The following is a 23,234-nucleotide window of genomic DNA, read 5'->3' on the forward strand; positions in this document are numbered from 1 at the left end:
ACACCGGCGACAGATTCAGGCCGAAACAGCCCCAATCACACGCATGTCGAGCGTCGCGGACCGGCTGGTTCGATACGCCCCGCCGCCGAGGGCCGTCGATTGGTCGATCCTCGTCGTCGTGCTGTTTTCGGCCGGCACGGGGCTGTACTCCTTTACCGTCGGCGTCCCCGACGGCTTCGGGTGGCTGTGGGTCTGGAGCCACCGCGTCGTCGGCGTGGTCCTCGTCCCGCTGCTCGCGTTCAAGATCGCCCGAGTTCGACAGCGGTTAACCGATCCGGGTCGGTGGCAGCGGTCGACCGCGCTCTCGGTCGCGACGCTTATCGTCGCCTCGGCGACGCTGGCGACCGGCGTCGCGTGGGGCGTCGTCGGACTCGTCTGGATCGCCGTCTGGCCGCTGCTCGCGGTCCACGTCGGCCTCGGCCTGCTGTTGGTCCCGCTCATCCTCGCCCACATGCGCACTCGGTTTCGACTGCCGAGGCGGCGCGACGTCGCCGAGCGCAGGGTCGCGCTCAAGTACTTCGGGCTGCTCGCGGCGGGAGCGCTCGCCGTCCGGTTGGGCGACGCGGCGACCCGCATCGCCGGCGCGCCAGGCGCGGATCGGCGGTTCACCGGCTCGAAGCCGACCGAGGGGGAGGGGAACGGCTCGTTCCCCGTGACGATGTGGGTCGCCGACGATCCGGATCCGATCGACGTGTCGAGCTACGAGCTCCGGGTTCGCGGCCTCGTCGAGACGCCGCTGCGTCTCGACTACGCCGACCTCGTGGACGGGCCGACAGCGACCGAGGAGGCGCTGTTGGACTGCACCAGCGGCTGGTACACCGTCCAGTCGTGGGGCGGAATCCGCGTCGGGGACCTCCTCGATTCGGTCGCGGTGGACGAGTCGGCCGCCTACGTCCGGTTCGTGTCGGTGACCGGCTACCGGTGGTCGCTCCCGATCGAGGAGGCACGGGACGCGCTGCTCGCGACACACGTCGGCGGCGAGCGTCTCACCCACGGTCACGGGGCACCCGTCAGACTCGTCGCTCCCGGCCGCCGCGGCTTCCAGTGGGTCAAGTGGGTCACGCGGATCGACGTGCGCGAAGGGAGCGATCCAGCGCAGTGGATCGTCACGCTCGTGAGCGGCTTCGACTAGCCCAGTGCGTTCTCGATGGAGCTTGCCACTTTTCGCGCGCGCTCGGCCAGCGGTTGGGAGACTAGCCCCGCGTCGACGGCGTCGTCGAGTTCGTCGTCGTCCACGCGACGGACCTCGCCGCCGGGGCCCTTGACCACGTCGACGTGGAGGTCGACGTACCGAACCGCGCGGGGGAAGATCTCGACCGGCGTGCAGACGTTGACGTACGTGCCGCGGCGTTCGCCGGCGGCGCTCCGATAGACGGTCGCGTACCACCACCGCCCCTCGACGAACGTCGTCGTCGCGACGTCGCCGGTCCTCCGATCGACGCCGAGGGCATCGTAGGTGCCGCCGCCGGTCATCTCGCGTTCGACGGTGATCGATCCCGTCGGGTCGCGTTCGGTGACCTCGCCGCGGCCGAGAGTGATGGTTCGGCCGGCGGGTTTCCCGTGTCGGATGGCGACCGAGTCGCCCGCCGTCGGCCCGAACTGTCGAGTGACGACGTCGAAGGGGAAATCGACGTCGGCGGCCGCGGTGTCGGATGGCGACGAACAGATCGATTCGACGAAATCGACGGCCGCGCTCGCGGCGTTGGTCGCGGCCTTCGTCCGGTGGTGGCCGGGCATCGTCGTCTCGACTCGGCGACGACGGTCGTCGAGGGCGAATCGACCCTCGCGGCCGAACCACACCCACGCGCCCGCGACGGGAGCGGCGAGTCGGGCCGGCGCGTCGTCGTCGCGGGACGCGATCGCGTTTTCGATCTCCTCGGCGCGCGCGTTCGCACGTTCGAGCGCCGCGGCCATCGCGTCGAGGGAGGCATCGTCGGCGGCGGGCGACCACCGCGGCGTCCACCCGTCGATCGGATCGACCGGGAGGAGGTCCGCCAGTCTGGCGGTCTCGCTCGTCGATCGGCCGTCGCCGCGGCGGAGTTCGACGAGCCCCCCCGGCACGCGAAGGGCCGTTGCGAGCGTCGGCCGGTCGTCGCTCCAGGGCGGTTCCGACGAGGCGACCTGAAGGCGATAGCGGTCGCCCTCGTCGACGTAGCCGTCGACGCGGTCGTAGGGGAGAAAGCCCGAGACCGGCCGTCCGTCGACCGAACCAAGATCGACGACCGCCCCGGAGCCGAGCGTCTCGCGAACCTCGCCGTCGAACACCGCGCCCTCGGGGGTATGGTCGGGCCACGAGAGCGTATCCCGAGAGATATCGGCCAGTCGGTCGACGAGTTCGGGAACGGCGTCGGGCGCGCCGGCGACGCCAGTTCCCTCGCGGTCGTCGGTCGTCCGGAGCGTCGCATCAGCGACATCGACCTCGAAGAGCTCCTCGAAACGATCGCGGATCGGCGGCGACGCGTCGACGATGTCGTGGTCGTCTCGGAGCAGTTCGGTGAGCGCCGTGGTGTAGATCCCGCGGATCCGGACGTTCATAGCTCGTCGCGGTCGGCGGCGAACCGAACCCGGTCGTGAACCGTCGGCCCGAGCGTCAGTTCGACGATCGAATCCGAGAGGAGCCGTCCGCCCTCGACGGGGACGCCCCAGCCGTCGAAGGCGACGTACCCCCGAAGATCCGCGCCGTGGGTGTACAGATCGACGTACTCGAGGCGGTGTTCCGGGAACTCGGCGCTCGAATGTGCGAGGGTCATATCCGAATGGACCACGTCGAGCCCCGAAAAGAAGCGCTCGATGTCGCGAGCGTCCGCGGCGGCCGCGTCGGCGACCGACCGGGAGAGCTCCGCGATCTCCTCGGTGTCGAGGCCGAACTCGCGGAGAGCCGTCTGCGTTCGTTGGTCGAAGTGCATGGGCGTCGTTGGGGGTCGAGGACCGAAAGCGTCCCGGCTTCGGGGCGGAGCGCACGGTCGAAACCATGCCAAACAGTTAGGGTCGCGGCGCGAGAGTACACGTGCATGAAGGATCCGGTCGCGAAACGCTCGGGCGACGAGGATCTCTACGACATCGCGTCGTGGGAGCCCCGAACGGCGCTCGATCGGCTGGCGGTCCGAACGTATCGCGGCGTCGTCAGGGCCGGCCGACGGTTCGTCGTCGGGCTCGGGGTGTTGATACTGCTCGTCATCCTAGGGGCCAGCGGGGCGGGCGGACTCATCATTCGGGACCCGTTCATCCTCGGGTTGGCGCTCCTGTCGATCATTCCGGCGGCCGGCCTCGCGCTGTACATCTACCGAGCCGACATCACGACGAAGGAACCACCGTCGCTTCTGGTCGCTACGTTCGTGCTGTCGATCCTCTTTGCGGGCTTCGCCGCGGTGATCAACTCCATGTTCGGCTTTCTGCAGTTGTTGCCGCTCGTCGGGTTCATCCTGTTTTACTACCTCGTCGTCGGACCGGTCGAGGAGTCGGTGAAACTGCTCGCAGTCTGGCTGTATCCGTATCGCGACTCGCGGTTCGACTCCGTCGTCGACGGCGCGGTCTACGGGGCCATCGCGGGACTGGGCTTCGCCGCGATCGAGAACGTCCTGTACATCACACAGAACCTCCAGACGCCCGGAGCGATGCTCATCCAGACCGGCATCGGGGTCGTCGACGGGTTCGCCGACACCCTCGAGGCCGGCGGTCAGATCACCGCCGTACGGGGGCTCGCGGGACCGGGGCACGTCGTGTACTCGGCGTTCGCCGGATACTATCTCGGATTGTCGAAGTTCAACCGCGAGAACGCCGGACCGATCGTCGTGAAGGGGCTCCTCATCGCGGCGTTCATCCACGCGACGTACAACACGCTCGTCGGAATCGTCCCAGGGATCGTCAGCCTGATCGTTCCCGGCGTCCCGGTTCTCGTGTTATTCTTCGGGTTCGTCGTCGTGTTTCAGGGCGTGTTTTTCTACATCCTCTATCGGAAACTCAAGCGGTACGAGGCGGCGTGCAAGCGGAGCCACGACGACGTCGACACGGCTGCGGATTTCGGCTCGGAGTTGACGGAGTTCGACCCCGAGATGCGGTAAGATGACCACGCACGAGGCCTCGACGAACACGGAACAAAGCACATGACCGAATCCACATCCGACACCGAGGCCCAGCTCAGAGAGCAGTTCCTCGCGGCCGTCGAGGACGCCGACTACCCGATCGAGAATGAGATCGGGGTCGTCTCGGCGCTGCCCGATGGCATGGCGACCCGCTTCGAGGCGGGCGAGTTCTCCATGTCTGCCGCGTCGATTGCCGCCCACCTCTACACGTACCAGGAGTTCCCCTACGGGACGCCGGAGGCGCTGGTGGACGATCTGATCGATGGGCTGCGAGCCGAGGGACTCATCTAGAGAGTACGAAGAGCGGAGCCGAACGCGACGGGGCTACTGGAATTTCACGCCGAGGTCGTGCAGCCCTTTGTTTTGCATCGCGACGTTGATCAAAAGCGGCGTGACCGCCTCGACCTCGGGCGCGTTGGCGAGCCCGCCGACGTCGAGCGGGCGGATCCCCTCGATCCCGGCGGTGAGGTCGACGACGATTGACTTGGCGTCTTCATCGTCGCCGAAGACGAGCGTATCCCACTCGAGTTCCTCGTCGAGGTCCGCGAGTCCGCCCGCCGGGAGGTTGTGGAACGCGCCGACGAGCGGTACGTCGTCTGGTTTCGCCTCGTCGGCGAGCGCGGCGACGCTACCCGCTCCGGGGCGGTTGTAGTGGAACCCGTCCTCGTCGCGTTTCATCCCGACTGCGGGCGTGACGAGGATCGTCTCCGAATCGAGTCGATCCTCGATGGCCTCGATGGTGCCGACGACGTGGTACGCCGGGACCGCGAGGACGACGACGTCGGCGCGGTCGGCCGCCATGGCGTTCTCGAACCCCTTGATCGAGGTCTCGACGCCGCGGCTGTCGAGTTCGGTCTCGTACTCCTCGGCCTTCGTGCGCGCCTTTTCGGGGTCGCGCGAGCCGACGAGGAGCTCGTGGGACGTGTCGAATCCCCATCGAAGCACGAGACCCTGTCCGATATCTCCGGTGCCGCCGAGAATCGCGATTCTCATGCGGGTATGTCGAACGACTCGGAGTTAACCGTTGCGTGATCGGAGAGAGTTGCCTGGAATGGGTGAAGACGAACGAAATCGAGGGGCGAGCGAAAATCACTCCAGCAGGTCCGGAAGGTCGTTGATCGAGTCGACGATCACGTCCGCGCCGGTGCTCCGGTACTTTCGACGGCCCTCGTCGCCCGTGAGACCGCCGGTGAGGACGCCGACGCTGCGGTACGTCCGCGTCGGGTCGGCTTCGGCGGCGTTCTTGACGGTTCGAACGTCGTCGAGCGTGTCGCCGACGAAGACCGACCGATCCGCGTCGAGCCGTTCGATGAGCGTACACAGGGCGTGTGGATCCGGTTTCCCCGCCTCCCAGTCGTCCATCGTAAAGCGATACTCGTCGGGGATGTCGAGGCCGACCCGGTCGAGGGCGATATCGGCCTCGGCGGCCGGGCGGCCGGTCACGACCCCGAGCGGCCACGCGCGGAGCTTTTCGCGCGTTTCCGGGGCGAGCAACACCGGCTCGTCGTGGATGAACCCCTCGCGGTCGAGGTCGGAATCGGGCTCGTCGCCCTCCAGTCGGCGGTAGAGGTCACCGCCGAGGTACAGCTGTTGGAACACCTCGCGGAGGCGCGGCCGATCCCACTCGGAGAGGATCTGTTCTCTGTCCGCCGGATCGAGTTCGTCGGCGATCGCGGTCTCGGCCGCGGTCGGTCCGCCGCCCGAGGCGGCGATCAGGCCGGTGTACGTCTCGATGCTCAACTGCGGTTTCTCGCGGCGTGCGAGGACGTACAGCGCGGCGGCGTAGGTGAGCTCCCAGTCGTTGTTGAACCCGCCCGCGTTCTTGAACAGCTGGATGTGATCGCGCTCGATCGTGTCGCCGTAGACGTGCCGGACCGATTCGACGATCGCCCGCCGATAGGAGTCGGCCACGTCGACGAGCACGCCGTCGATGTCGAGAATCACTGCGTCGACGTTCATGGTTTGAGTCGCGAGAGTGTGGTCATGTGTTGAGTCGAAAGAGCGTGTCCCCCGAAAGCGTTTCCGGAGTCGCGTCGACGACTGCCGGGTCGCCGCCGAGGGTGGTGAACAGGCAGTCGGCACCGGCGGTCCCGGCGGCCTCGGCGAGGGGACGTTGAAGTTCGGGCGGGCAGTTCAGCGCGTACACCGCGTCCGCGTCCCGATAGAGACTCGAGTCCGGGTCGGTCACGTCGTCGCGGACGAACCGAACGGTGTCGGGGACGGATCGATTGTACACGTCGGTCGCCGTGACGCGGCAGCCGCGGTCGGCCAGTCCGGCCGCGACGTCGGGGCGGTTGCCGATGCCGACTTCCACGAGCGTCTCGTACCGGGACAGCTGGTCGACGAGCGTCGACTCCGGATCGCTGTGCACGTCGGGATGTTTATCAGCAACGGTATCTAACGCTTTCCCATGCACGTCGATATCGTGCCGGTCGGCGACCTTCCCGCGGTAGTAAAGCGGGAAGCATCCAGCGGGCTGCGCTCAGTCTACGACTGCGAGGTGACGATCCACGAGAGCCAGCCCGTCCCCGACGGCGCGTACGACGCCGGGCGCGAGCAGTACCGCGCCGAGGAGTTCATCGAACTCGCCGGGCGGGTCGGCACGGGTGAGAAGAACATCGCGATCACGGCCCACGACCTCTACTACCGCCGCCGAAACTACGTCTTCGGCCTCGCGTACCTCTCCGGCAACGGCTCGGTCATCTCCACGTACCGCCTGCAGACGTCCTCCGACGGCGGGTTCTCCGAGCGATCCGCCAGCGACATCTTCGCCGACCGGGTCCGCAAGGAGGTCGTCCACGAGATCGGCCACACACTCGGGCTCGAACACTGCGACAACTCCCGCTGTGTGATGAACTTCTCGCCGACGGTCCGGGAGGTCGACGTCAAAGAGGAGAACCTCTGTGGCAGCTGTCAGCGGCTCGTTTTATGACGAATTCGGGGCCACAGGGTGGATATATCCACTACGCCAGCCACGGTAGTGTGAGGACACACTATATAAAGATTAGGTGAGAGGACCCACGAGTTCAGTCGTGGGATGAATCGCCGAACGGTTCTCAAACACCGCAATCAACAGATTTGAGTGCCCACACGTCGTATTTATGTTTTGTCGTTGCGATGGTTCCCCCATCGTGGACGATTGTCCGAAAACTGGCAGTTGACTTGGTGTTTGCCTCAGCAAAACGTAAGCCTTCGGACAACCAAACCGACATAAAACAATCAGGTACCTCCGAATCTGTTACAGGATAGGAGTAACGGGGGCGTGGCACTCCCATCGGCGTGTCGGGTCGCAAACGGAAGTTCCCAAACCAGCCCAACGGGCGTGGGAAGCCCACGACTTCAGTCGTCGGAGGATGTCACCAATCGTCATCCACTACCATCATCAATGAGTGGTGAGGGCGTCGACTCCGAGAGCAAGGTATCGGGGAATCAGGCGAACATCCCCGCCCATATCCGCCGGGAACTCGATATCGACGACGGCGACAAACTCCGGTGGCACATCGAAGGCGGTGGGACGCTCCGCGTACAGGTCGTCCAGCAGCGTAGCGGTACGTTCAGCGACTTCGATGGCTACGACGGCGACCGGACGACGGCTGTCGAGAGCGATCACGACACGTGGGGCGTCGAGCTCGAATAGATGCCGCGCGCACTCGTCGATACGACAGTGCTTTTCCGCGCGCACTCGTCGATACGACAGTGCTTTTCGCGGCGGCGTACCGCCGCGACAGCGTGCACGATGACGCCCTTCCCATCGTTCGGGGAATCGACACGGCTTCGCTTCCAGAGGCGGTGATCGTCGATTACGTGCTCGCAGAGACGCTAAACGGGCTGACGGCGCACGCTGGTCACGACGCCGCGACGGACTTTCTCGATCGAATCGAAGAAAACACCCGGTTCCACATCGACTCCCTGACAGCGGACGGGTTCGCGACGGCGAAAGCGCTCTTTCGACGGTACGAGCGGTTCTCGTTCGTCGACGCGTGTATCGTGGCGTACATGCAAGTAGAGAGGCTCGGGTATCTATACGCGTTCGACGACGACTTCGACGCCGCCGCCGACGTCTACCGCCTCGACACCGCGACCAATCCCTATCAACCGGACTGACCGAGATGCACCGTACGGCTGATGCGACGGTTAGATTCCCTCGTGTCGTTTGTTCGTTGATTCCGGGGGAGTAACCGCCCCCCTCCGGTTGGAATTTATATACCGATCGCGAGGGGCGGCTGTAGGATTTATAAGCCGTCTCATCGCGGCAGCGAGCATTTATATACCCCTCAGAGCGACATCACTCGCTCACGTCCGACGCCCGAACCAGTTCGTCCTTCCGAGCGCGGGAGAACGTCTTGATCTCGTGTTCGCGGCCCATTGCGGCCGAGCGACCCGCGAACGACTCTTTATAAACGAGTTCGACAGGCGTCCGCCCGCGCGTGTACTTCGCCCCGGTGCCCGCGTTGTGCTCGGCGACCCGTCGCTCCACGTCCGTCGTGTACCCGGTATATAAAGAACCGTCGGCGCACTCGACGATGTAGACGTGGTGGGCGTCCTCTGAGGCCATCGCTATCGGTTCGCAGCGGGCGTACAAAATAGCGATGGATAGGGGCTAGGCGGCCGGCCGGCCGCTGTTCGTCCGCTCGAATTCGCGTTCGTTCGTCGTACCTGGCCTCCGTGGACGGCGGGGGCCGTCCGGGGCGATCTCAGGGCGTACGACGGTCGGGGTCAGTCGTGTGCGCGGTCTCTCGATACCTCGGCGATGCCGGCGTTCGCGGAGCAGTTCGGACACGCTCGGATGTGTCCGCGCTCGTCGGCGAACACGCGGGCGAACTGGCACGAGACGTGCGCATCACAGTGATCACACTTGGGCATTCTGTTGTCGGCGAGGGGTCACCTCGTCCGTACGTGTCAACAGGGCTTCGAGGCATTAATAGCCTCGGCAGACAGTACCAAACGGCCGGATTCGAGGGAGTTAAATCGTTTGACCGATGGGTCACTCGGCTCGGGCCGCCGAGATCGAGCGGGCGATCAGGCCGGCCTGCGCGCCCGCGGTGAATCCGGCGTCGATGTTGACGACCATGAGCGGCGCGCAGGACTGCAACATCCCGGCGAGGGCGGCCTCGCCCGACCCGCCGTGGCCGTAGCCCGTCGAGACCGGCACCGCGATCAGGGGGACGTCGACGAGCCCGGCGAGCACGGTCGGGAGCGCGCCCTCGCGGCCGGCGGCGACGACGAGCACGTCGGCCTCGCGGATCGCGTCCAGTCGGTCGAACAGCCGGGCGATCCCGGCCACACCAACGTCGTCGATCCGCTCGACGCGCGCGCCAATCTCCTCGAGGACGACCGCGGCCTCGCCGGCTGGGAACGCGTCGGACGTGCCCGCGGTGACGACAGCGGCGGTGGCGGACAAAGACGGTGGCTCGTACTCGGGGGCGTGGACGACGAGGGTCCGAGCCCGGTCGTCGTACGCGACGTCGGCGTCGGGAAATCGCTCGTCGAGACGGGTCCGACACGCCTCGACGGTCGTCGCGTCGACGCGCGTCACGAGCGCGCACTCGGTCGTTTCGACCGCGGCGACGGCCATCGACGCGGTCTCTTCTGGCGTCTTTCCGGCGGCGATGATCCCCTCGGGGATCCCGGTCCGGGCCGCTCGGGCGGCGTCGAATCGCCCGGCGTCCGTCCGGGCGTACCCGCGGAGTTCGGCTTCGGCGGCGGTGGGTGAGAGCTCGCCGTCGGCGACGGCGTCGAGTATGTCGCGCATGAACGGCAGTTCTGCGCCGGCGGCAACGAACCTGTCGCCTCGAAACGGGCGACGGGAGCGCGCGTCGCCGTCGGAGACCGCTCGCAACCGCCGCGGGACGGGTGCGAGCGTCGGAACGGGGGAAATAGTTAAATGCCTCCACGAACCAACCCCGAGTTTGGGATCGGCCAAACCCGCTAAACCGGCGATAGAAGCGGCCACAACGCCCCATTTTGGGAAAGTATATAAGGGGGCCGGCAAAACCGCTGATTGTATGGCAGACCTGATCGTCAAAGCCGCCGTTAAGGAAGCGCTCGATGACATGAACGTTGCTTCGGACTTCTACGACGCACTCGACGCGGAAGTCGAGGAGCTGCTCGAGGACGCCGCACGCCGCGCCGAGGAGAACGACCGCAAGACGGTCCAGCCGCGCGACCTGTAAGGTCGACACCGTTCACATTTTTTCGGACGCAACGCCGAACAGCCGCGGCCGGCGGCGAGAAATCGGTCAAGACTCCCGAGGATACACGTCGACGCCGTCAGCAACACCGACGTGAACCTCGTCGGCCAACCCGACGAACAGCCCGTGCTCGACGACGCCCGGGAGCGTGCCGACGTCCGCTGAGAGCGCGGCCGGATCGTCGATCGCGCCGAACGCGCAGTCGACGACGAGGTTGCCGTTGTCGGTGACGACGGGACCGTCCTTGCGCTCGGCGGCCCGGAGCGTCGGCTCCCCGCCGAGGGCCGACAGCGCCGCCTCGACGGCCGGGACGGCGTCCGAAAGCACCTCGATCGGCACCGGGGCGTCGAGCGCGTCGGCGAGTTTCGTCGGGTCGGCGACGACGACGAACCGATCGGCGGCGGCGGCAACGAGTTTCTCGCGAGCGTGAGCCGCCCCACCGCCCTTTATCAGATCCGCGGAGTCGTCGCGGCCGAGGCCGGCGACCTGGTCGGCACCGTCGATGGCGATGTCGGGGAGCGCGTCGTCGAGGGTCGTCAGCGGGATTCCGACCTCGCGAGCGAGCGAGCGCGACTGGTACGACGTGGGGATCCCACGAACGTCGAGGCCGGCGTCGACCCGGCGGCCGAGCGCCCGGATGGCGGCGGCAGCCGTCGAGCCGGTTCCGAGGCCGGCGACGTCACCGTCGGAGACCACTCTGGCGGCGCTCTCGCCGGCGCGGCGTTTCTGCTCGTCGGTCCCGCCCGGCCGTTTCATGTGCATGCCTCGCACCGAAGCCGAAAAAGCACTTGTGGTGTCTCGCGGTGATTCGACGGGTAGAACTTTCATCGTGCCGCTGGAGGACCCGATATGTTCGGAACCAGCGGGATCAGGGGTCCGGTCGGCGAGGAGGTAACCGCGCAGACGGCGCTGGACGTGGGGCGAGCGCTCGGCGCCGAGACGGACCGCGTCGTGATCGGGCGGGACCCGCGAGTGAGCGGCGAGTTGCTCGTCGACGCGCTGGCGGCCGGCCTCCGGGAACTCGGGACGGACGTCGTCGATATCGGCGTGGCAGCGACGCCGACGATCGCCCGGAACGTCGGCTGGCTGGACGCCGACGCGGGCGTCTCCGTGACCGCAAGTCACAATCCGCCGGAGGACAACGGCCTGAAGCTGTGGCAGCCGTCGGGGCAGGCCTACGACGCCGCCGGCCAGGATCGGATCGCAGGGCGAGTCGAGGCGGGCCAGTACGAACTCCGAGCGTGGGACGGCCTGGGTGATCGAACGGCGGCAGGCGGGCGCGAGCGCCACGTCGAGGCGCTCGTGGAGGCGGCCGGCGGCGAGGGGGCGCTCGACCTCGATATCGCCGTTGACCTCGGGAACGGGGCGGGCGGGGTGAGCGTCGAGGCGCTGATCGAGGCCGGCAGCCGGGTCGAGACGCTCAACGCCCAGTCCGACGGCCGGTTTCCGGGCCGCCCCTCCGAGCCGACCGCTGAGAACTGCGCCGCGCTCTCGACGCTCGTCGCCGGGGGCGAGTACGACCTCGGGATCGCCCACGACGGCGACGCGGATCGGATGCGTGCCGTCGCCGGTGACGGCACGTTCCTCTCGGGCGACGCGCTGTTGGCGCTGTTCGCGGCCGACGCGGCGGAGGCGGGCGATCGGGTCGCGGTGCCGGTCGACACCAGCCTCGCCGTCGAGGACTTCCTCGCCGAACGAGACGTTGGCGTGACTCGAACTTCGGTCGGGGACGTCCACGTCGCCGAAGCCGCGACGGCCCCTGACGTCGCCTTCGGCGGGGAACCCTCCGGCGCGTGGATCTGGCCCGACGAGACGCTGTGTCCGGACGGTCCGCTGGCCGCGATCCGAATCGCGACGATGGTCGCGGCGGAACCGCTCGAGGATCGACTGTCGGCGATCCCCTCGCACCCAATCTGCCGGGCAAGCATCGAGGTAGATCGGAAATCGGAGATCATGACCGGCGTCGAATCGAGCGTGCTCGACGCCTACGAGTCGGTCGAGACGCTCGACGGCGTTCGAGTCGACGCCGGGGAGGGGTGGTTTCTGATCCGCGCGAGCGGTACCCAGCCGCTCGTCCGGCTGACGGCCGAGGCGCGCGGGGAATCGAGAGCGGAGGAGCTGTTGGCCGAGGCGAAAGGGCTGGTCGAAGAAGCGATCGTTGGGGAGTGAAACGGGGAGAACGAGTCGTCGGTCGCGGGGCGAATCCGGATTACGTGCGACGGGTCGAACGGGCCTCGCGGACGTCGGACCCGTCGCGGATCTTGTCTTCACACTGTGGGCAAACGCGCGGATTCTCGACGCCGTTCGGCGTGAAGACCCGGGCGTACGCTGCCGTCACGAACGCGCCGCAGTTTTGACATTCCGGCATACAAACACGCTGGGGCGCGACATACATAATAATAGTGTGGTACGCGGTAGCGAGCGCGTCGGCGGCGGGAGAGGACCCCCTACAGGGCCGACGATCGCCTCACAACAGGTCGGCAAGCGCGTCGATCTCTTCGGCCGTGTTGAACGCGTGGACCGAGGCCCGGACCGCACCCGTGGGGAGGTCGCGAACGACGACGCCGGCGTCGTCCGCGCGCGAGACGAATCCGGTTGCATCGTCGACCTCGAAGACGACGAGGCCGGATTCGTGGTCGTCGGGCGAGACGAGCCGGTCACCGAGGCTCGATTTGAGTCGATCCGTGAGCCGCTCGATGCGGGATTCGATCGTCCCAAGCCCGACCGACTCGATCGTCTCGATCGCCTCGACCAGGCCGGCGTACGGCGCGACCGCGTCCGTCGAGACCTCGAAGCGTCTCGCGTCGGGGTGGTACTCGAGGCGGTCGCCGGTCGGGTCGACCGCGCTCCGGTAGCCGATGTGGCGGGGGCGAAACGCGTCGAGTGAATCGGGGTCGACGTACAGGAACCCCGCACCCCACGGGCCGAGCAGCCACTTGTGCCCGGACGCACAGACGGCGTCCGCCCCCCACTCGGCGACGTCGATCGGGTGTTGGCCGACGGTCTGAACCGCGTCGACGACAACCAGGGCACCGGCGTCGTGAGCTATCTCGACCGCTTCGGCGACCGATAGCCGAGTGCCGTGCACCCAGCTCTCGGAGCTCAGACAGACGAGTCGGGCGTCCTCGACGGCGTCACGATAGACGTCCATCGGCAGCCGACCGTCCGGACACGCCAGTTCGGTCACCTCGACGCCCGTCTCCGCCAGGCGTCGCCACGGCAGTACGCCCGAGGGGTGTTCGAGGTCCGTGCGGACGACCCGATCGCCGGGCTCCCAGTCGACGGCGTTCGCCAGTCGACTGATCCCGTCGCCCGTCGAGGCGACGAGGGCAACGTCTTCGGGATCCGCGCCGATGTGCCCGGCGACGACCTCGCGGGCGTCGTCGCGGATCCCGGCGGCGGCGGTGTAGTGATCCGTCTCGCAGGCGTCGAACTCGTGGCGGCGCTGGGCCTCGACGACGGCCTCGACGACGGGACGAGGGCCCGGCCCACTGGCACCGGTGTTTAGGTACATGCAGGACTCGCAGACTGGGATCGACGCGCGAAGCTCGGCTGGGTTCATACGCGCGGTTCGATCGTCGACGGGAAAATGCTATGTGTCTCGGATGGTGTGGGACGGTATGACGACGGGTTCAGCCGACGAGAGCGCGGAGGCGGTCGCGACCGACGGGGCGACGCTCCGATATGCCGTGTCGGGCGAGGAGAACCGACCCGCGATCGCCTTCGTCCCGGACGCGGGGTTCGGCCCGTGGGTGTGGGGCTGGCAGGCCCCCGCGCTCGCCGGGCGGTATCGAACCGTCGTGTGCGCGACCCGGGGGACCGACGACTCCACTCGGACGGGCCCGTACACCGTCGACCGGTTCGCAGCCGATCTCGAAGCCGTCCTCGCCGACGCGGGGATCCGCCGCGTACACGTCGTCGGGGCGGGGCTGGGCGGGATGGTCGCGCTCCGATACGCCCGCGAGTACGGCCGCGCAAGATCACTGTCACTGCTCGGCGTGACGGCCTCGGGGGACCGGATCGACGACGACGCGCTGGCGGCGCTGCACCCCGGCGATCCGGTCGGATTCGAGGCGTCGCTCTCTGCGGCGTTCACCGAGCGATTTCTGGCCGAATCCGGACTCGCAGCGCAGATCGCGACGTGGCGGCGAGCCGAGGACGCGACCGGGGAGGCGGCGGCGGGCCACCGGGCGGCTGCCCTCGAGTTCGAAGCCGGAGCGCTCTACGAACTCACCGTCTCGGCGCTCGTCTGTCACGGCGTCGATGATCCGGTTGTGCCGATAGCCGCAGGCGAGGAGGTGGCCGAAAAGCTGCCACGGGGGCGGTTCGAGGCCGTCGAGGGGAAACGGTGCTGTTACGTCGAACACGCGTCGGCAGTGACGGACGCGATAGACGGCTTCGTCGATCGAATCGAATCCGGTGTGTGATTCGCACAGCGAAAGCTCGCGAGCGGAAGCGAACCCGCGTCCGAAAACTTACACCACGTCGGGCACAAGCTAGCGGACAAACAAGACCGATTATGGGACAGAATCTGCGAGGCGTGGTCGTGTACGGAAGTTTGCTCGTGCCTCTCGAACTCCGCGAGTGGTTAGACGGTGTCGAAAATCGGGCAAGCCGGGTCAAAGTGTCCGGATTCGAGCGGGTTTTTGATGCGGAAGCCGAGCAACGGGAGACAAGCGGTACGCGGCGTGCGGTACTCAACCTGCACGAACGCGAGGAGAGCTGGTTCAACGGGCTGTTGATCCCGAGGCTTGATCCGAAGGAGTACGAGGCGTACGTGACCCGCGAGACGGGCTACGAGTTCGGCGAGGTCGACGCCGATCGTATCACCCCGTATGTCGACGAAGCAGCCACCGTCGATGTGGATTCGGATCCCATCGTCGCAGTGAACGCGCCTGCGAGCAACGGGATCCGTCCGGTTCCCTCGTACCTGAAGAACTGTTTAAAAGGGGCGAGCTACTGGGGATCGAATTTTTACGACGATTTTCTCGACTCGACGAGGCTCACGTCGGGCCGATCGCTGAGATCGTACGTCGAATCGACCCGAAAGGGGCGCTCACGACCCGGGTCGAAGACGAAGCGGCCGTCGTGACGCTCGATACGCCCGATGTCGCCGCGACTATCACCGCGTGACTTTCTGTCGTTCCGGCCATAATAAAAGCTATATAATAAACACGGACATGGCGAGCACGGTCAACGCGAGACCGCCATCCTGTAATACCCCCCCTGGGACGGGCGTCTCGAGCGTTCCGAGCCAGGCGTACAGACGGGTGAAAAGTGGTTCCCCGCCAACGAGGACGCCGATGATACCGAAGACGGAAAGCGTGATCCGATTGATCGCGGTGTAGCTCATATCCCGTCGGATATCGACGACATCGTTTATGCAGGCGTACGTTTTCCGCCGCTCGGTCGTCGGAAGGTAGATCTCGTTCGTGGTGTTCACCCGGGTATCGGTATCCGTCCGATCCGAAAGGGAGCCGTTATTATCTGGAATCGAGTCGGCGTCGGAGTTGGAGTTCGAGTCGGCGTTAGCGACGATTTCGGGCGACTCAGCGGGCGGTGTCAGGCACCGCAAAGGATGCTTTAGCCCGTTCCACTCGACGACGAGTCGGTCGCCCTCGGAGATGCCGAGGAGCTGTTGGGTCTCTTCGTCGACTCTCGCGATCCCGCGCTCCTCATCTCGGTCGTATCCGGGACGCACCTCCGCGTTGATCCGCTTGAAACCGACAAATTTCGAGAGGATCTTCGTCCACGCGGAGCGGGCGATTCCCCGAGTTGCGGGCGCTGGAAGGATAGCTTGAACCGGAGTTCGAACGCCAACTCGGGCCGTATCGATCGTCTCGTGGTTTACCTGATCGACGGATTTCCGATCGAGCATCTGCCGAACAACGTTACTTATCGCGATGTGATTTCGATCGATCCGATCCAACGTCTTCACAATGAGTCTGATTCGTGCGCCGTTCTGCAGGTTGTACACCTCGATTGGTTGGTCTTCGCTCCAGGGGCTTTCGCCGAGGTCGGTCGGGTTCATGTAGCAGGTCGACAGATCCGTTTCGACGAACGCGGGTAGCCGGAGGGCGATGTACTCGCGTGATCGCGTCGCTTCCCGCGCCGTTTCGTGTGGAGCGACCTCGATATCCGCGTGTCCGCTATCCGTCTCCTCGAGAACGTCTTTTTGAAGGCTCGATTTCAACAGCGCCGTCGGTCCGTCAGAGTCGGGTGAAAACCCGTCCGCGAACGGGAGCGCGTACACCGGCGGAGGCTCTTCGTCACGATGTCCCCCCGACCGTTGGTCGCCGACTGCCGGACGAATGTAGACGTAATTGTATGGTTCGATCCCGAGGCTATCGAACGTCTCCTGCGCGAGCAAGAGTACGTGTTGAAACTTATCAACGTCGCGGCAGTATATGTTCGAGCCGAAATCTTCGATCTCGCCGATCGTGACCGTTGCCGTCCGAGTTTCGTCGGCTGATTCGGTCGCTTCGTTCATCGAGGAATGACAGTCCGTTGAAGCCGTTTGAGTCCCCCAGTAATCAATATTTTCAGGGCGACGTTGAACTGAAAGTACATCGAACCCGACAGTTTCTTCGTGCGAGATCCGGGGCACGAATCGCCGTTCAGAGTGTTTTTGTCGCTTCGAACCAATGAGCGTGTATGTTGGATTACTTCGATCTCGGGTCGGATCTGACGGAAGAAGAACGCATGGTCCGCGATACCGCCCGGCAGTTCGTCGACGAGAAGGTCAAACCAGACGTCGGTGAGCACTGGATCGAGGGCACCTTCCCGAAAGAGCTCATCACCGAGATGGGCGGATTGGGCTTTTACGCGCCGAACCTCGACGGCTACGGCCTGCCGGATCTCTCCCAGCGGGCGTACGGTATCCTGATGCAGGAGTTGGAGGCCGGCGATTCGGGGCTCCGGTCGATGGCCTCCGTGCAGGGCGCGCTCGTCATGTACCCGATCCACGCCTTCGGGTCCGACGAACAAAAGGAGGAGTACCTCTGGGACCTCGGCACCGGTGAGAAGGTCGGGTGTTTCGGCCTGACCGAACCCGAACACGGCTCGAACCCCTCCGGAATGGAGACCCACGCCGAGAAGGACGGCGACGAGTACGTTCTCAATGGCGCGAAGACGTGGATCACCAACTCCCCGATCGCCGACGTGGCGATCGTCTGGGCGAAGGACCGCTCCGACGACGACACCGTCCGCGGCTTCCTCGTCGACACGGACGTAGACGGCGTGAGCACGAACAAGATCGACGAGAAGCTCTCGCTTCGGGCGTCGATCACCGGCGAGATCGGGCTCAACGACGTCCGCGTGAACGAGTCTGACGTACTCCCCGAGGTGGCGGGGATGAAAGGTCCCCTGTCGTGTCTCACGCAGGCGCGCTACGGCATCGCTTGGGGCGCGATCGGCGCGGCGCGCGACTGCTTCGAGACCGCCCGCCAGTACGCCATCGATCGCGAGCAGTTCGGCGGTCCGATCGGACGGTTCCAGCTCCAACAGGACAAGCTTGCGGAGATGGCCACTCAGATCACGCTGGCGCAACTGCTCGCCGACCGGCTGGCCGAACTGAAAGAGCGTGGCGAGATGCGCCCCCAGCACGTCTCGATGGCCAAGCGCAACAACGTCCGGATGGCGCGCGATCAGTCACGGATCGCCCGCGAGATGCTCGGCGGCAACGGCATCACTGCCGACTACTCGCCGATGCGACACATGGCGAACCTCGAGACCGTCTACACCTACGAGGGAACCCACGACATCCACACGCTGATTCTCGGCGAGGACCTCACCGGACTGCAGGCGTACCAGTAACGCGGCGGAGCTATTCCGTTTCGAGCGCCTCGAACGTCTTTTCTGCCCACCGGACCGCAAAGGCGGCACCGTGCCGATCGTAGGCTGGACTGTCCAGCGCGACGAACGGCGTCGGGATCTCGATATCGTGTTTGACGGCGCTACAGGCGAGTTCGGCGGCGTCGGAGAAGCTGGTTCGACCGAGCGCGACATCCCCCGAGAGCCCCGAGAGCCCGGGTTCGAGCCGTTCGCCGGCGTCGACCCACTCGGCGTGCAGCGCGGGGAGTTCGTCGGCCCAGCCGGCGAAGATCGGCCGCGTCGACCGGCCGACGGAGGCAGTGAAGAGGGCGGCCGCGAGCTGATACGTGTCGGCCGGCGAGAGCGGCACCGCCTCGGCGAGTTCGCGGTAGTCGTCCTCGAAGAAGCCAAGGAAGTGTTCCGGGCCGCCGAGGCCGATTTCGACGAGCGCTTCGGCGATCAAAAAGTCGATGAACCCCTCGGGGGATCCTTCGAGCCGCGGCTTGACGAGGACGACCGGGGGCGTCGTCTGACGGGTCCACACGACGCCGCCGTCGCCGGGCGCACCGATCGTGAACTCATTGCCAGCGATGCGATAGAGCGTCTCCGGAGCGTCTTCGGGGAGCCACGACTCGTCGTACGAGAGCGGCTCGACCCCATCCGTGACCGCGAGGAGGTTCTCCACGACCGACGGCGGTAGCGTTTCGAAGTCGCCGCGGGCATCGAACACGAGCGCCGACGGCGCGTGCGAGCGCCGCAGCTCGTCGAGTTCGCCCGAGAGCGTCCGTTCGTCGAACATCAGACGGCGGCGATGCCGGCGAGTAGCACCAATCCGAGGACGACGGCGACGCCGATGGTTCCGAGAACGACTTTTGTGGCCTGACTCATACCCCGGGGTTCCGCGGCGAGTGATTTAAAGACTTCAGTTCGTCGCGGTGAGAGCGTGGAGAGAGACGTATTTCCACGTGAAATGGAGGGGTCACGTGAAACGAGGGAGTTCTCGAAGAATTCTCCGGCGAACTTCAGTTGTCGAAGCGCGCCTGCACGAACGGCTGTGCGTCCTCGACCTCTCCGACGCGCGAATCGGAGAGGAGGACGGCCTCCGTTTCGTCGAGCGGGACCGAGAGGTTGATCTCCTTCGTTCGGCCGTAGCGCCCCTTCGAGACGACGATCGCGTTGACGATGCCGAGCATGTCGAGTTCGCTTATCAGGTCGGTGACCCGGCGCTGGGTGAGTACGTCGGCTTCGATCTCCTGACAGAGCCGCTTGTAGATGTTGAACACCTCGCCCGTGTTGATGTTGTGGACGCCGTTCTTTTCGAGAAGGATCGTCGCGTAGAGGACGAGTTTCGATTGAGTCGGGAGCGTCCGGACCACCTCGACGACGCGGTCGAGTTCGATCTTCTCTTGTGCCTTCCGGACGTGGGCCTCCTCAACCGTCTCCGTCCGACCGCGTTCGGCGAGCTCGCCCGCGGTCCGCAGCAGGTCGAGCGCGCGACGGGCGTCTCCGTGTTCCTGTGCGGCAAAGGCGGCACACAGCGGGATAACGTCGTCGGAGAGGGTCGCGGATTTGAACGCGATCTCTGCGCGGTGTTGGAGGATGTCGCGGAGCTGCGTCGCGTCGTAGGGTGGAAAGACGATCTCTTCCTCGCCGAGGCTCGATTTGACGCGGGGATCGAGAAAGTCCGTGAACTTGAGATCGTTCGAGATGCCCATGATCGACACCCGAGAGTTGTCGAGTTCGGAGTTCATCCGCGAGAGGTTGTACAGCGTGTCGTCGCCCGACTTCTCGACGAGCTTGTCGATTTCGTCGAGCATGATCACGACCACGCGCTCGTGGTAGTCGACGGCGTCGAAAAAGGTCGAGTAGACCCGGTCGGTCGGCCACCCGGTCATTGGGACGGGGTCGAATTCCTCCAGATCGGATTCGAGGCTCGTGATCTCGTTTTCGACCGCGGCGACGCTGTCGAAGTCCGTGTCGTCGAGTTCAGCCGGGTCCTCCGCAGCTCGATCCCGGAGATCGCCGAGTTCTTCGAGACGATTCTCGATGTATCGCCCGTTCTTGTCGATGAACTTGTTCGCGAGCTGTGCGAGGACGCGATACTGCGTGTCCGTTACCTCGCAGTTTATGTACTCGACCTCACACGGAACCTCGTACTTTTGTGAGGTCGTCTCGAGCTCCTCGCTGACGAACTTCGCGCTGGCGGTCTTCCCGGTACCGGTCTTCCCGTAGATGAGGATGTTCGATGGCGTCTCCCCGCGCAAGGCAGTGACGAGGATCGTTGCCATGTTATTGATCTGCTCCTCGCGATGCGGGAGTTTGTGCGGCGTGTACGACGGTCGGAGGACCTCCTTGTTCTCGAAGATCGGCTCACCTTCGAGAAGATCGTCGAAGAGTCCCCTCGACGCCTCGTCGGCCTCGCCGGAATCGTCGGCGTCGGAGTCGAGATCGAGATCCTCGAGGTCGACATCCCCGGAGAAGCCGTCGATCGAGCCAACTTCGCCGGAAGCGGGGGCCTCGGGACTGGGGCCGCCCCCATCTGACTCCGTTTGTGTGCCCTCGGAGACGGACGACGACGGCTCGCCAGACCCCTTCGTTTCGGGTGGAGAACCACCCGACTGCGTGGCGGAGTCGGGACCGTCGACCGACGGATCGAGCGCGGCGGCGGTGTCAGAATCGGCTGCGTCTGCTCGTGCGTCTATATTGTTATCGATATCCGAAGTATCGCCATCTGAAGTATCACCATCTGAAGTATCGCCATCCGAACCGCTCTCCGACGCCTCGTCCGAACTGTCCCCACGTGTGCCATCTTCCGGCGTTCGTTTGCCCATATCGTCGTCCATTATTTGTGCGCGCACCCCTTCATTTCAGGTGGAGCCGGTCCCACGCGACGTGCGAACGGATGGATTACGGCGTCTCAGTCCCGATTAGATCGGCGTAGACGAATCCATCTAGTCCACTTGATGCAGTCGAATCGATAGTCGAACATCCAATTAAAGTTTTCCATAGTTCGGGCGGCCGTTTGCGGGTCGGGTAGTCACGGACGCGGTTCAGGGCATCGTGGATCGCTCCGTGGGAGCGCGTCGCATCCATCGGGGAAGTCTCGTTCGGGACGTCGAGTCGAAGCCGGTGTGGCATCCGAAAGCGCAGCGAGAGCTGTACCGGGATCGGCGGGAAGCGGGTGGGAAACAGGTAGGGAGTCGATAGAGAGGCGGTGGGGATAAAAAGCGGATGAAGTGGTTGTCGAGAGGAGAGAGACGGTTCAGAGACAGACGAAGGGCGGACGAGAGGCGGCCGAGGGATGGACAAGGGGTGGTCGAGAGGCGGCCGAGGGATAGACGAGGGGTGGTCGAGGGGTGGATTGTCGATTCTACGTGGGTTCCAGGTGATGCAGGGGAAACGGGGGTGATTACCCCCACACCCCTTTGTTTCGGGTGGAGAGGCAGAGAGATGGGGTGGGGGTTGAGTGCGTCTTACGTATTTAACGAGAAACATTTATAATATATACCTTAGAATAGCATCCGTACTGGGGGAAATTAGAGCTGAGTATGTATCTAGCAACTAGTATTAAAACTAGAAGAATAACCAAAGCTAATAATTATAACTAGAAACTATTCTACTCTAGCTTCGATTATTAATCCCGACCTCCCGACTCTCGGGAGAAAACACCCGCCGTACCCCTCTTGTCCGTTCCACACGAAATGAAGGGGTGGGGGGCTTCCGATCGCATCTTCGGCCGTCTCGGCCGTCGGTAGGAGACTCGCGAGACTCGCTTTTCGTCCTTGTTTATTCTCACGCTCTGCTTTCCCCCGGTTATCGCCGGTTTCCGGTTACCGGGAATTTCCTGCCAGTTAACCGTGATCCGTCACGCTTGTCGCAACTATTCCACTCACTGACTCGTTTCATTATCGACCATCGGCAGCCGCTCGCGTTTCACCGCCGCTAACCGCTCGTTTGACTGCTGTGGTATCGTGCGACGCTCGTCTGACACACAGTTAAGTGAATGCGGTATGGTACTACGTGCAGAGCGACTCCGATTTCGAGTCGAAATCGGGGCCGCGGGAGGATGATATGGGATTGTTAACAAGCCTCAAGTCGAGTATTTCCCGCGCTACGTCGAGTCTCTTTACGGGGAGTGAGCCCAAGCGCATCGGTATCTACGGGCCGCCGAACGCCGGCAAGACGACGCTAGCCAACCGTATCGCCCGCGATTGGACCGGCGACGCCGTCGGTCCCGAGAGTCACGTTCCGCACGAAACGCGGCGGGCTCGCCGCAAGGAGAACGTGGAGATCAAGCGCAACGGCAAGTCGGTGACGATCGACGTCGTCGACACGCCCGGTGTCACGACCAAGGTCGATTACAACGAGTTTCTCGAACACGACATCGAGAAGGAGGACGCCGTCCGGAGGTCCCGCGAGGCAACCGAGGGCGTCGCCGAAGCGATGCACTGGCTGAGAGAGGACGTCGACGGCGTGATCTACGTCCTCGACTCCGCGGAGGACCCGTTCACGCAGGTCAACACGATGCTCATCGGCATCATCGAGAGTCAGAACTTGCCGGTGCTCATCTTCGCGAACAAGATCGACCTCGATGATTCGAACGTACAGCGGATCGCGAACGCGTTCCCACAGCACGAAACCGTGCCGTTGTCCGCGCTCGAAGGCGAGAACATGGACGAAGTGTACGACAAGATCGCGGAGTACTTCGGGTGACATCATGGCAGAGATAACCACAGACGACGACTGCGGCGATCCCGAGGCCGGCGACACCGGCCACGATGACGGGATCCAGATCGACATGATAAGCGCCGAACGGATGGACGGTATGCGGACGATGGAGAAGATCCGGCTCATCCTCGATGGTGTCCACGACGGGAACATCGTCATCCTCGAACAGGGGCTGAAACCCGAAGAGGAGTCGAAACTCATCGAGGTGACGATGTCCGAAATCAACCCCGATGGGTTCACGGGTATCGAGATCGAGAGCTACCCCGGCGAAGGGAGCGGTGAAAACGGCTTCCTCGGCCGTCTCATCGGACGCGACAGCCCGAACAAACTGACGGTTATCGGCCCGGCAAACCGAATCGAGACGCTCCACAAGGACGAATCGCTCATCAGTACGCTGATAACTCGAACCTGACCAGAGGCT

At 64.8% G+C, this 23,234-nt stretch carries 27 protein-coding genes; 13 read left to right on the plus strand and 14 right to left on the minus strand.

Annotated features, from left to right (window positions below; translation table 11 throughout):
- Positions 1–43: 43 nt before the first annotated feature.
- Positions 44–1,132, plus strand: a complete 1,089-nt coding sequence (locus DM868_RS09435; protein WP_137276632.1) for a molybdopterin-dependent oxidoreductase — start codon at positions 44–46, stop codon at positions 1,130–1,132.
- On the opposite strand, the gene DM868_RS09440 is transcribed toward DM868_RS09435, so the two are convergent.
- On the minus strand, positions 1,129–2,535 hold the full coding sequence (locus tag DM868_RS09440; RefSeq protein ID WP_137276633.1) for a DUF402 domain-containing protein: 1,407 nt from the start codon (positions 2,533–2,535) through the stop codon (positions 1,129–1,131). The genes DM868_RS09435 and DM868_RS09440 overlap by 4 nt on opposite strands.
- Entirely contained in the window at positions 2,532–2,906 is a 375-nt protein-coding gene (locus DM868_RS09445; RefSeq protein ID WP_137276634.1) for a DUF7532 family protein, read from the minus strand. Before DM868_RS09445 ends, DM868_RS09440 begins: the two co-directional genes overlap by 4 nt.
- A gap of 105 nt (positions 2,907–3,011) precedes the next feature.
- Here DM868_RS09445 and DM868_RS09450 point away from each other — a divergent pair, with 105 nt between their 5' ends.
- On the plus strand, positions 3,012–4,061 hold the full coding sequence (locus DM868_RS09450) for a PrsW family intramembrane metalloprotease (RefSeq protein WP_137276635.1): 1,050 nt from the start codon (positions 3,012–3,014) through the stop codon (positions 4,059–4,061).
- A 42-nt stretch (positions 4,062–4,103) separates the two neighbouring features.
- Positions 4,104–4,373, plus strand: coding sequence for an MTH865 family protein (locus DM868_RS09455; RefSeq protein ID WP_137276636.1), 270 nt, complete (start codon positions 4,104–4,106; stop codon positions 4,371–4,373).
- A 33-nt stretch (positions 4,374–4,406) separates the two neighbouring features.
- Here DM868_RS09455 and npdG read toward each other — a convergent pair whose 3' ends face one another.
- From npdG to DM868_RS09470, 3 genes are all read right to left on the minus strand, one after another.
- On the minus strand, positions 4,407–5,075 hold the full coding sequence (gene npdG / locus DM868_RS09460) for an NADPH-dependent F420 reductase (RefSeq protein WP_137276637.1): 669 nt from the start codon (positions 5,073–5,075) through the stop codon (positions 4,407–4,409).
- A 96-nt stretch (positions 5,076–5,171) separates the two neighbouring features.
- On the minus strand, positions 5,172–6,041 hold the full coding sequence (locus DM868_RS09465; RefSeq protein ID WP_137276638.1) for a TIGR01548 family HAD-type hydrolase: 870 nt from the start codon (positions 6,039–6,041) through the stop codon (positions 5,172–5,174).
- Between the two features lie 22 nt (positions 6,042–6,063).
- Positions 6,064–6,453: a UPF0146 family protein gene (locus DM868_RS09470; protein ID WP_137276639.1), complete on the minus strand. Its 390-nt coding sequence runs from the start codon at positions 6,451–6,453 to the stop codon at positions 6,064–6,066.
- Positions 6,454–6,492: 39 nt separating this feature from the next.
- Here DM868_RS09470 and DM868_RS09475 point away from each other — a divergent pair, with 39 nt between their 5' ends.
- From DM868_RS09475 to DM868_RS09485, 3 genes are all read left to right on the plus strand, one after another.
- Positions 6,493–7,014, plus strand: a complete 522-nt coding sequence (locus DM868_RS09475) for an archaemetzincin family Zn-dependent metalloprotease (RefSeq protein ID WP_137276640.1) — start codon at positions 6,493–6,495, stop codon at positions 7,012–7,014.
- A 453-nt stretch (positions 7,015–7,467) separates the two neighbouring features.
- Positions 7,468–7,719: an AbrB/MazE/SpoVT family DNA-binding domain-containing protein gene (locus tag DM868_RS09480; RefSeq protein ID WP_137276641.1), complete on the plus strand. Its 252-nt coding sequence runs from the start codon at positions 7,468–7,470 to the stop codon at positions 7,717–7,719.
- Entirely contained in the window at positions 7,716–8,186 is a 471-nt protein-coding gene (locus tag DM868_RS09485; protein WP_137276817.1) for a type II toxin-antitoxin system VapC family toxin, read from the plus strand. Before DM868_RS09480 ends, DM868_RS09485 begins: the two co-directional genes overlap by 4 nt.
- Positions 8,187–8,367: 181 nt before the next feature.
- Here the strand turns inward: DM868_RS09485 and DM868_RS09490 are convergent, their stop codons facing one another.
- The 3 genes from DM868_RS09490 to larB all read right to left on the minus strand — a co-directional run bounded on the left by DM868_RS09490 (position 8,368) and on the right by larB (position 9,834).
- On the minus strand, positions 8,368–8,637 hold the full coding sequence (locus DM868_RS09490; protein WP_137276642.1) for a GIY-YIG nuclease family protein: 270 nt from the start codon (positions 8,635–8,637) through the stop codon (positions 8,368–8,370).
- Between the two features lie 161 nt (positions 8,638–8,798).
- Positions 8,799–8,945 carry a DUF7563 family protein gene (locus tag DM868_RS15115; RefSeq protein WP_170964470.1) on the minus strand — a complete coding sequence of 49 codons (147 nt, stop codon included), beginning with the start codon at positions 8,943–8,945 and terminating at the stop codon, positions 8,799–8,801.
- 121 nt (positions 8,946–9,066) lie between these two features.
- Entirely contained in the window at positions 9,067–9,834 is a 768-nt protein-coding gene (gene larB / locus DM868_RS09495) for a nickel pincer cofactor biosynthesis protein LarB (protein WP_137276643.1), read from the minus strand.
- A gap of 253 nt (positions 9,835–10,087) precedes the next feature.
- Here larB and DM868_RS09500 point away from each other — a divergent pair, with 253 nt between their 5' ends.
- Positions 10,088–10,255: a DUF1931 domain-containing protein gene (locus tag DM868_RS09500; RefSeq protein ID WP_137276644.1), complete on the plus strand. Its 168-nt coding sequence runs from the start codon at positions 10,088–10,090 to the stop codon at positions 10,253–10,255.
- Between the two features lie 66 nt (positions 10,256–10,321).
- Here the strand turns inward: DM868_RS09500 and rpiA are convergent, their stop codons facing one another.
- Positions 10,322–11,029 (minus strand): ribose-5-phosphate isomerase RpiA, encoded by a 708-nt coding sequence (gene rpiA, locus DM868_RS09505; protein ID WP_137276645.1) that lies wholly within the window; start codon positions 11,027–11,029, stop codon positions 10,322–10,324.
- A 93-nt stretch (positions 11,030–11,122) separates the two neighbouring features.
- Between rpiA and glmM the strand changes: the two genes are divergently transcribed.
- Positions 11,123–12,442: a phosphoglucosamine mutase gene (glmM, locus tag DM868_RS09510; RefSeq protein ID WP_137276646.1), complete on the plus strand. Its 1,320-nt coding sequence runs from the start codon at positions 11,123–11,125 to the stop codon at positions 12,440–12,442.
- Between the two features lie 40 nt (positions 12,443–12,482).
- On the opposite strand, the gene DM868_RS15120 is transcribed toward glmM, so the two are convergent.
- Together DM868_RS15120 and DM868_RS09515 are read right to left on the minus strand one after the other, a co-directional pair.
- Positions 12,483–12,641, minus strand: coding sequence for a DUF7563 family protein (locus DM868_RS15120; protein WP_011322121.1), 159 nt, complete (start codon positions 12,639–12,641; stop codon positions 12,483–12,485).
- Positions 12,642–12,740: 99 nt separating this feature from the next.
- The gene (locus DM868_RS09515) at positions 12,741–13,835 is read right to left on the minus strand and encodes an aminotransferase class V-fold PLP-dependent enzyme (RefSeq protein WP_137276647.1); all 1,095 of its coding nucleotides are present in this window, start codon (positions 13,833–13,835) and stop codon (positions 12,741–12,743) included.
- A 58-nt stretch (positions 13,836–13,893) separates the two neighbouring features.
- Here DM868_RS09515 and DM868_RS09520 point away from each other — a divergent pair, with 58 nt between their 5' ends.
- Together DM868_RS09520 and DM868_RS09525 are read left to right on the plus strand one after the other, a co-directional pair.
- Positions 13,894–14,700: an alpha/beta fold hydrolase gene (locus DM868_RS09520; protein WP_137276648.1), complete on the plus strand. Its 807-nt coding sequence runs from the start codon at positions 13,894–13,896 to the stop codon at positions 14,698–14,700.
- A gap of 137 nt (positions 14,701–14,837) precedes the next feature.
- On the plus strand, positions 14,838–15,365 hold the full coding sequence (locus tag DM868_RS09525; RefSeq protein WP_170964471.1) for a hypothetical protein: 528 nt from the start codon (positions 14,838–14,840) through the stop codon (positions 15,363–15,365).
- Positions 15,366–15,434: 69 nt separating this feature from the next.
- Here DM868_RS09525 and DM868_RS09530 read toward each other — a convergent pair whose 3' ends face one another.
- Entirely contained in the window at positions 15,435–16,763 is a 1,329-nt protein-coding gene (locus tag DM868_RS09530) for a hypothetical protein (protein ID WP_137276650.1), read from the minus strand.
- A gap of 164 nt (positions 16,764–16,927) precedes the next feature.
- Here DM868_RS09530 and DM868_RS09535 point away from each other — a divergent pair, with 164 nt between their 5' ends.
- Positions 16,928–18,088 (plus strand): acyl-CoA dehydrogenase family protein, encoded by a 1,161-nt coding sequence (locus DM868_RS09535; RefSeq protein ID WP_137276651.1) that lies wholly within the window; start codon positions 16,928–16,930, stop codon positions 18,086–18,088.
- 10 nt (positions 18,089–18,098) lie between these two features.
- Here DM868_RS09535 and DM868_RS09540 read toward each other — a convergent pair whose 3' ends face one another.
- Together DM868_RS09540 and DM868_RS09545 are read right to left on the minus strand one after the other, a co-directional pair.
- A complete protein-coding gene (locus DM868_RS09540) occupies positions 18,099–18,884 on the minus strand; it encodes a DUF7089 family protein (protein ID WP_137276652.1) in 786 nt (261 codons plus the stop codon).
- 223 nt (positions 18,885–19,107) lie between these two features.
- A complete protein-coding gene (locus DM868_RS09545) occupies positions 19,108–20,928 on the minus strand; it encodes a Cdc6/Cdc18 family protein (RefSeq protein ID WP_246049051.1) in 1,821 nt (606 codons plus the stop codon).
- A gap of 1,228 nt (positions 20,929–22,156) precedes the next feature.
- Here DM868_RS09545 and DM868_RS09550 point away from each other — a divergent pair.
- Complete coding sequence (locus tag DM868_RS09550) at positions 22,157–22,798, plus strand: Era-like GTP-binding protein (RefSeq protein ID WP_137276653.1); 642 nt, start codon at positions 22,157–22,159, stop codon at positions 22,796–22,798.
- Positions 22,799–22,802: 4 nt separating this feature from the next.
- On the plus strand, positions 22,803–23,225 hold the full coding sequence (locus tag DM868_RS09555) for a DUF2073 domain-containing protein (RefSeq protein ID WP_137276654.1): 423 nt from the start codon (positions 22,803–22,805) through the stop codon (positions 23,223–23,225).
- Positions 23,226–23,234: the final 9 nt, after the last annotated feature.

Origin of the sequence: Natronomonas salsuginis (assembly GCF_005239135.1) — an archaeon.
GTDB lineage: Archaea > Halobacteriota > Halobacteria > Halobacteriales > Haloarculaceae > Natronomonas > Natronomonas salsuginis.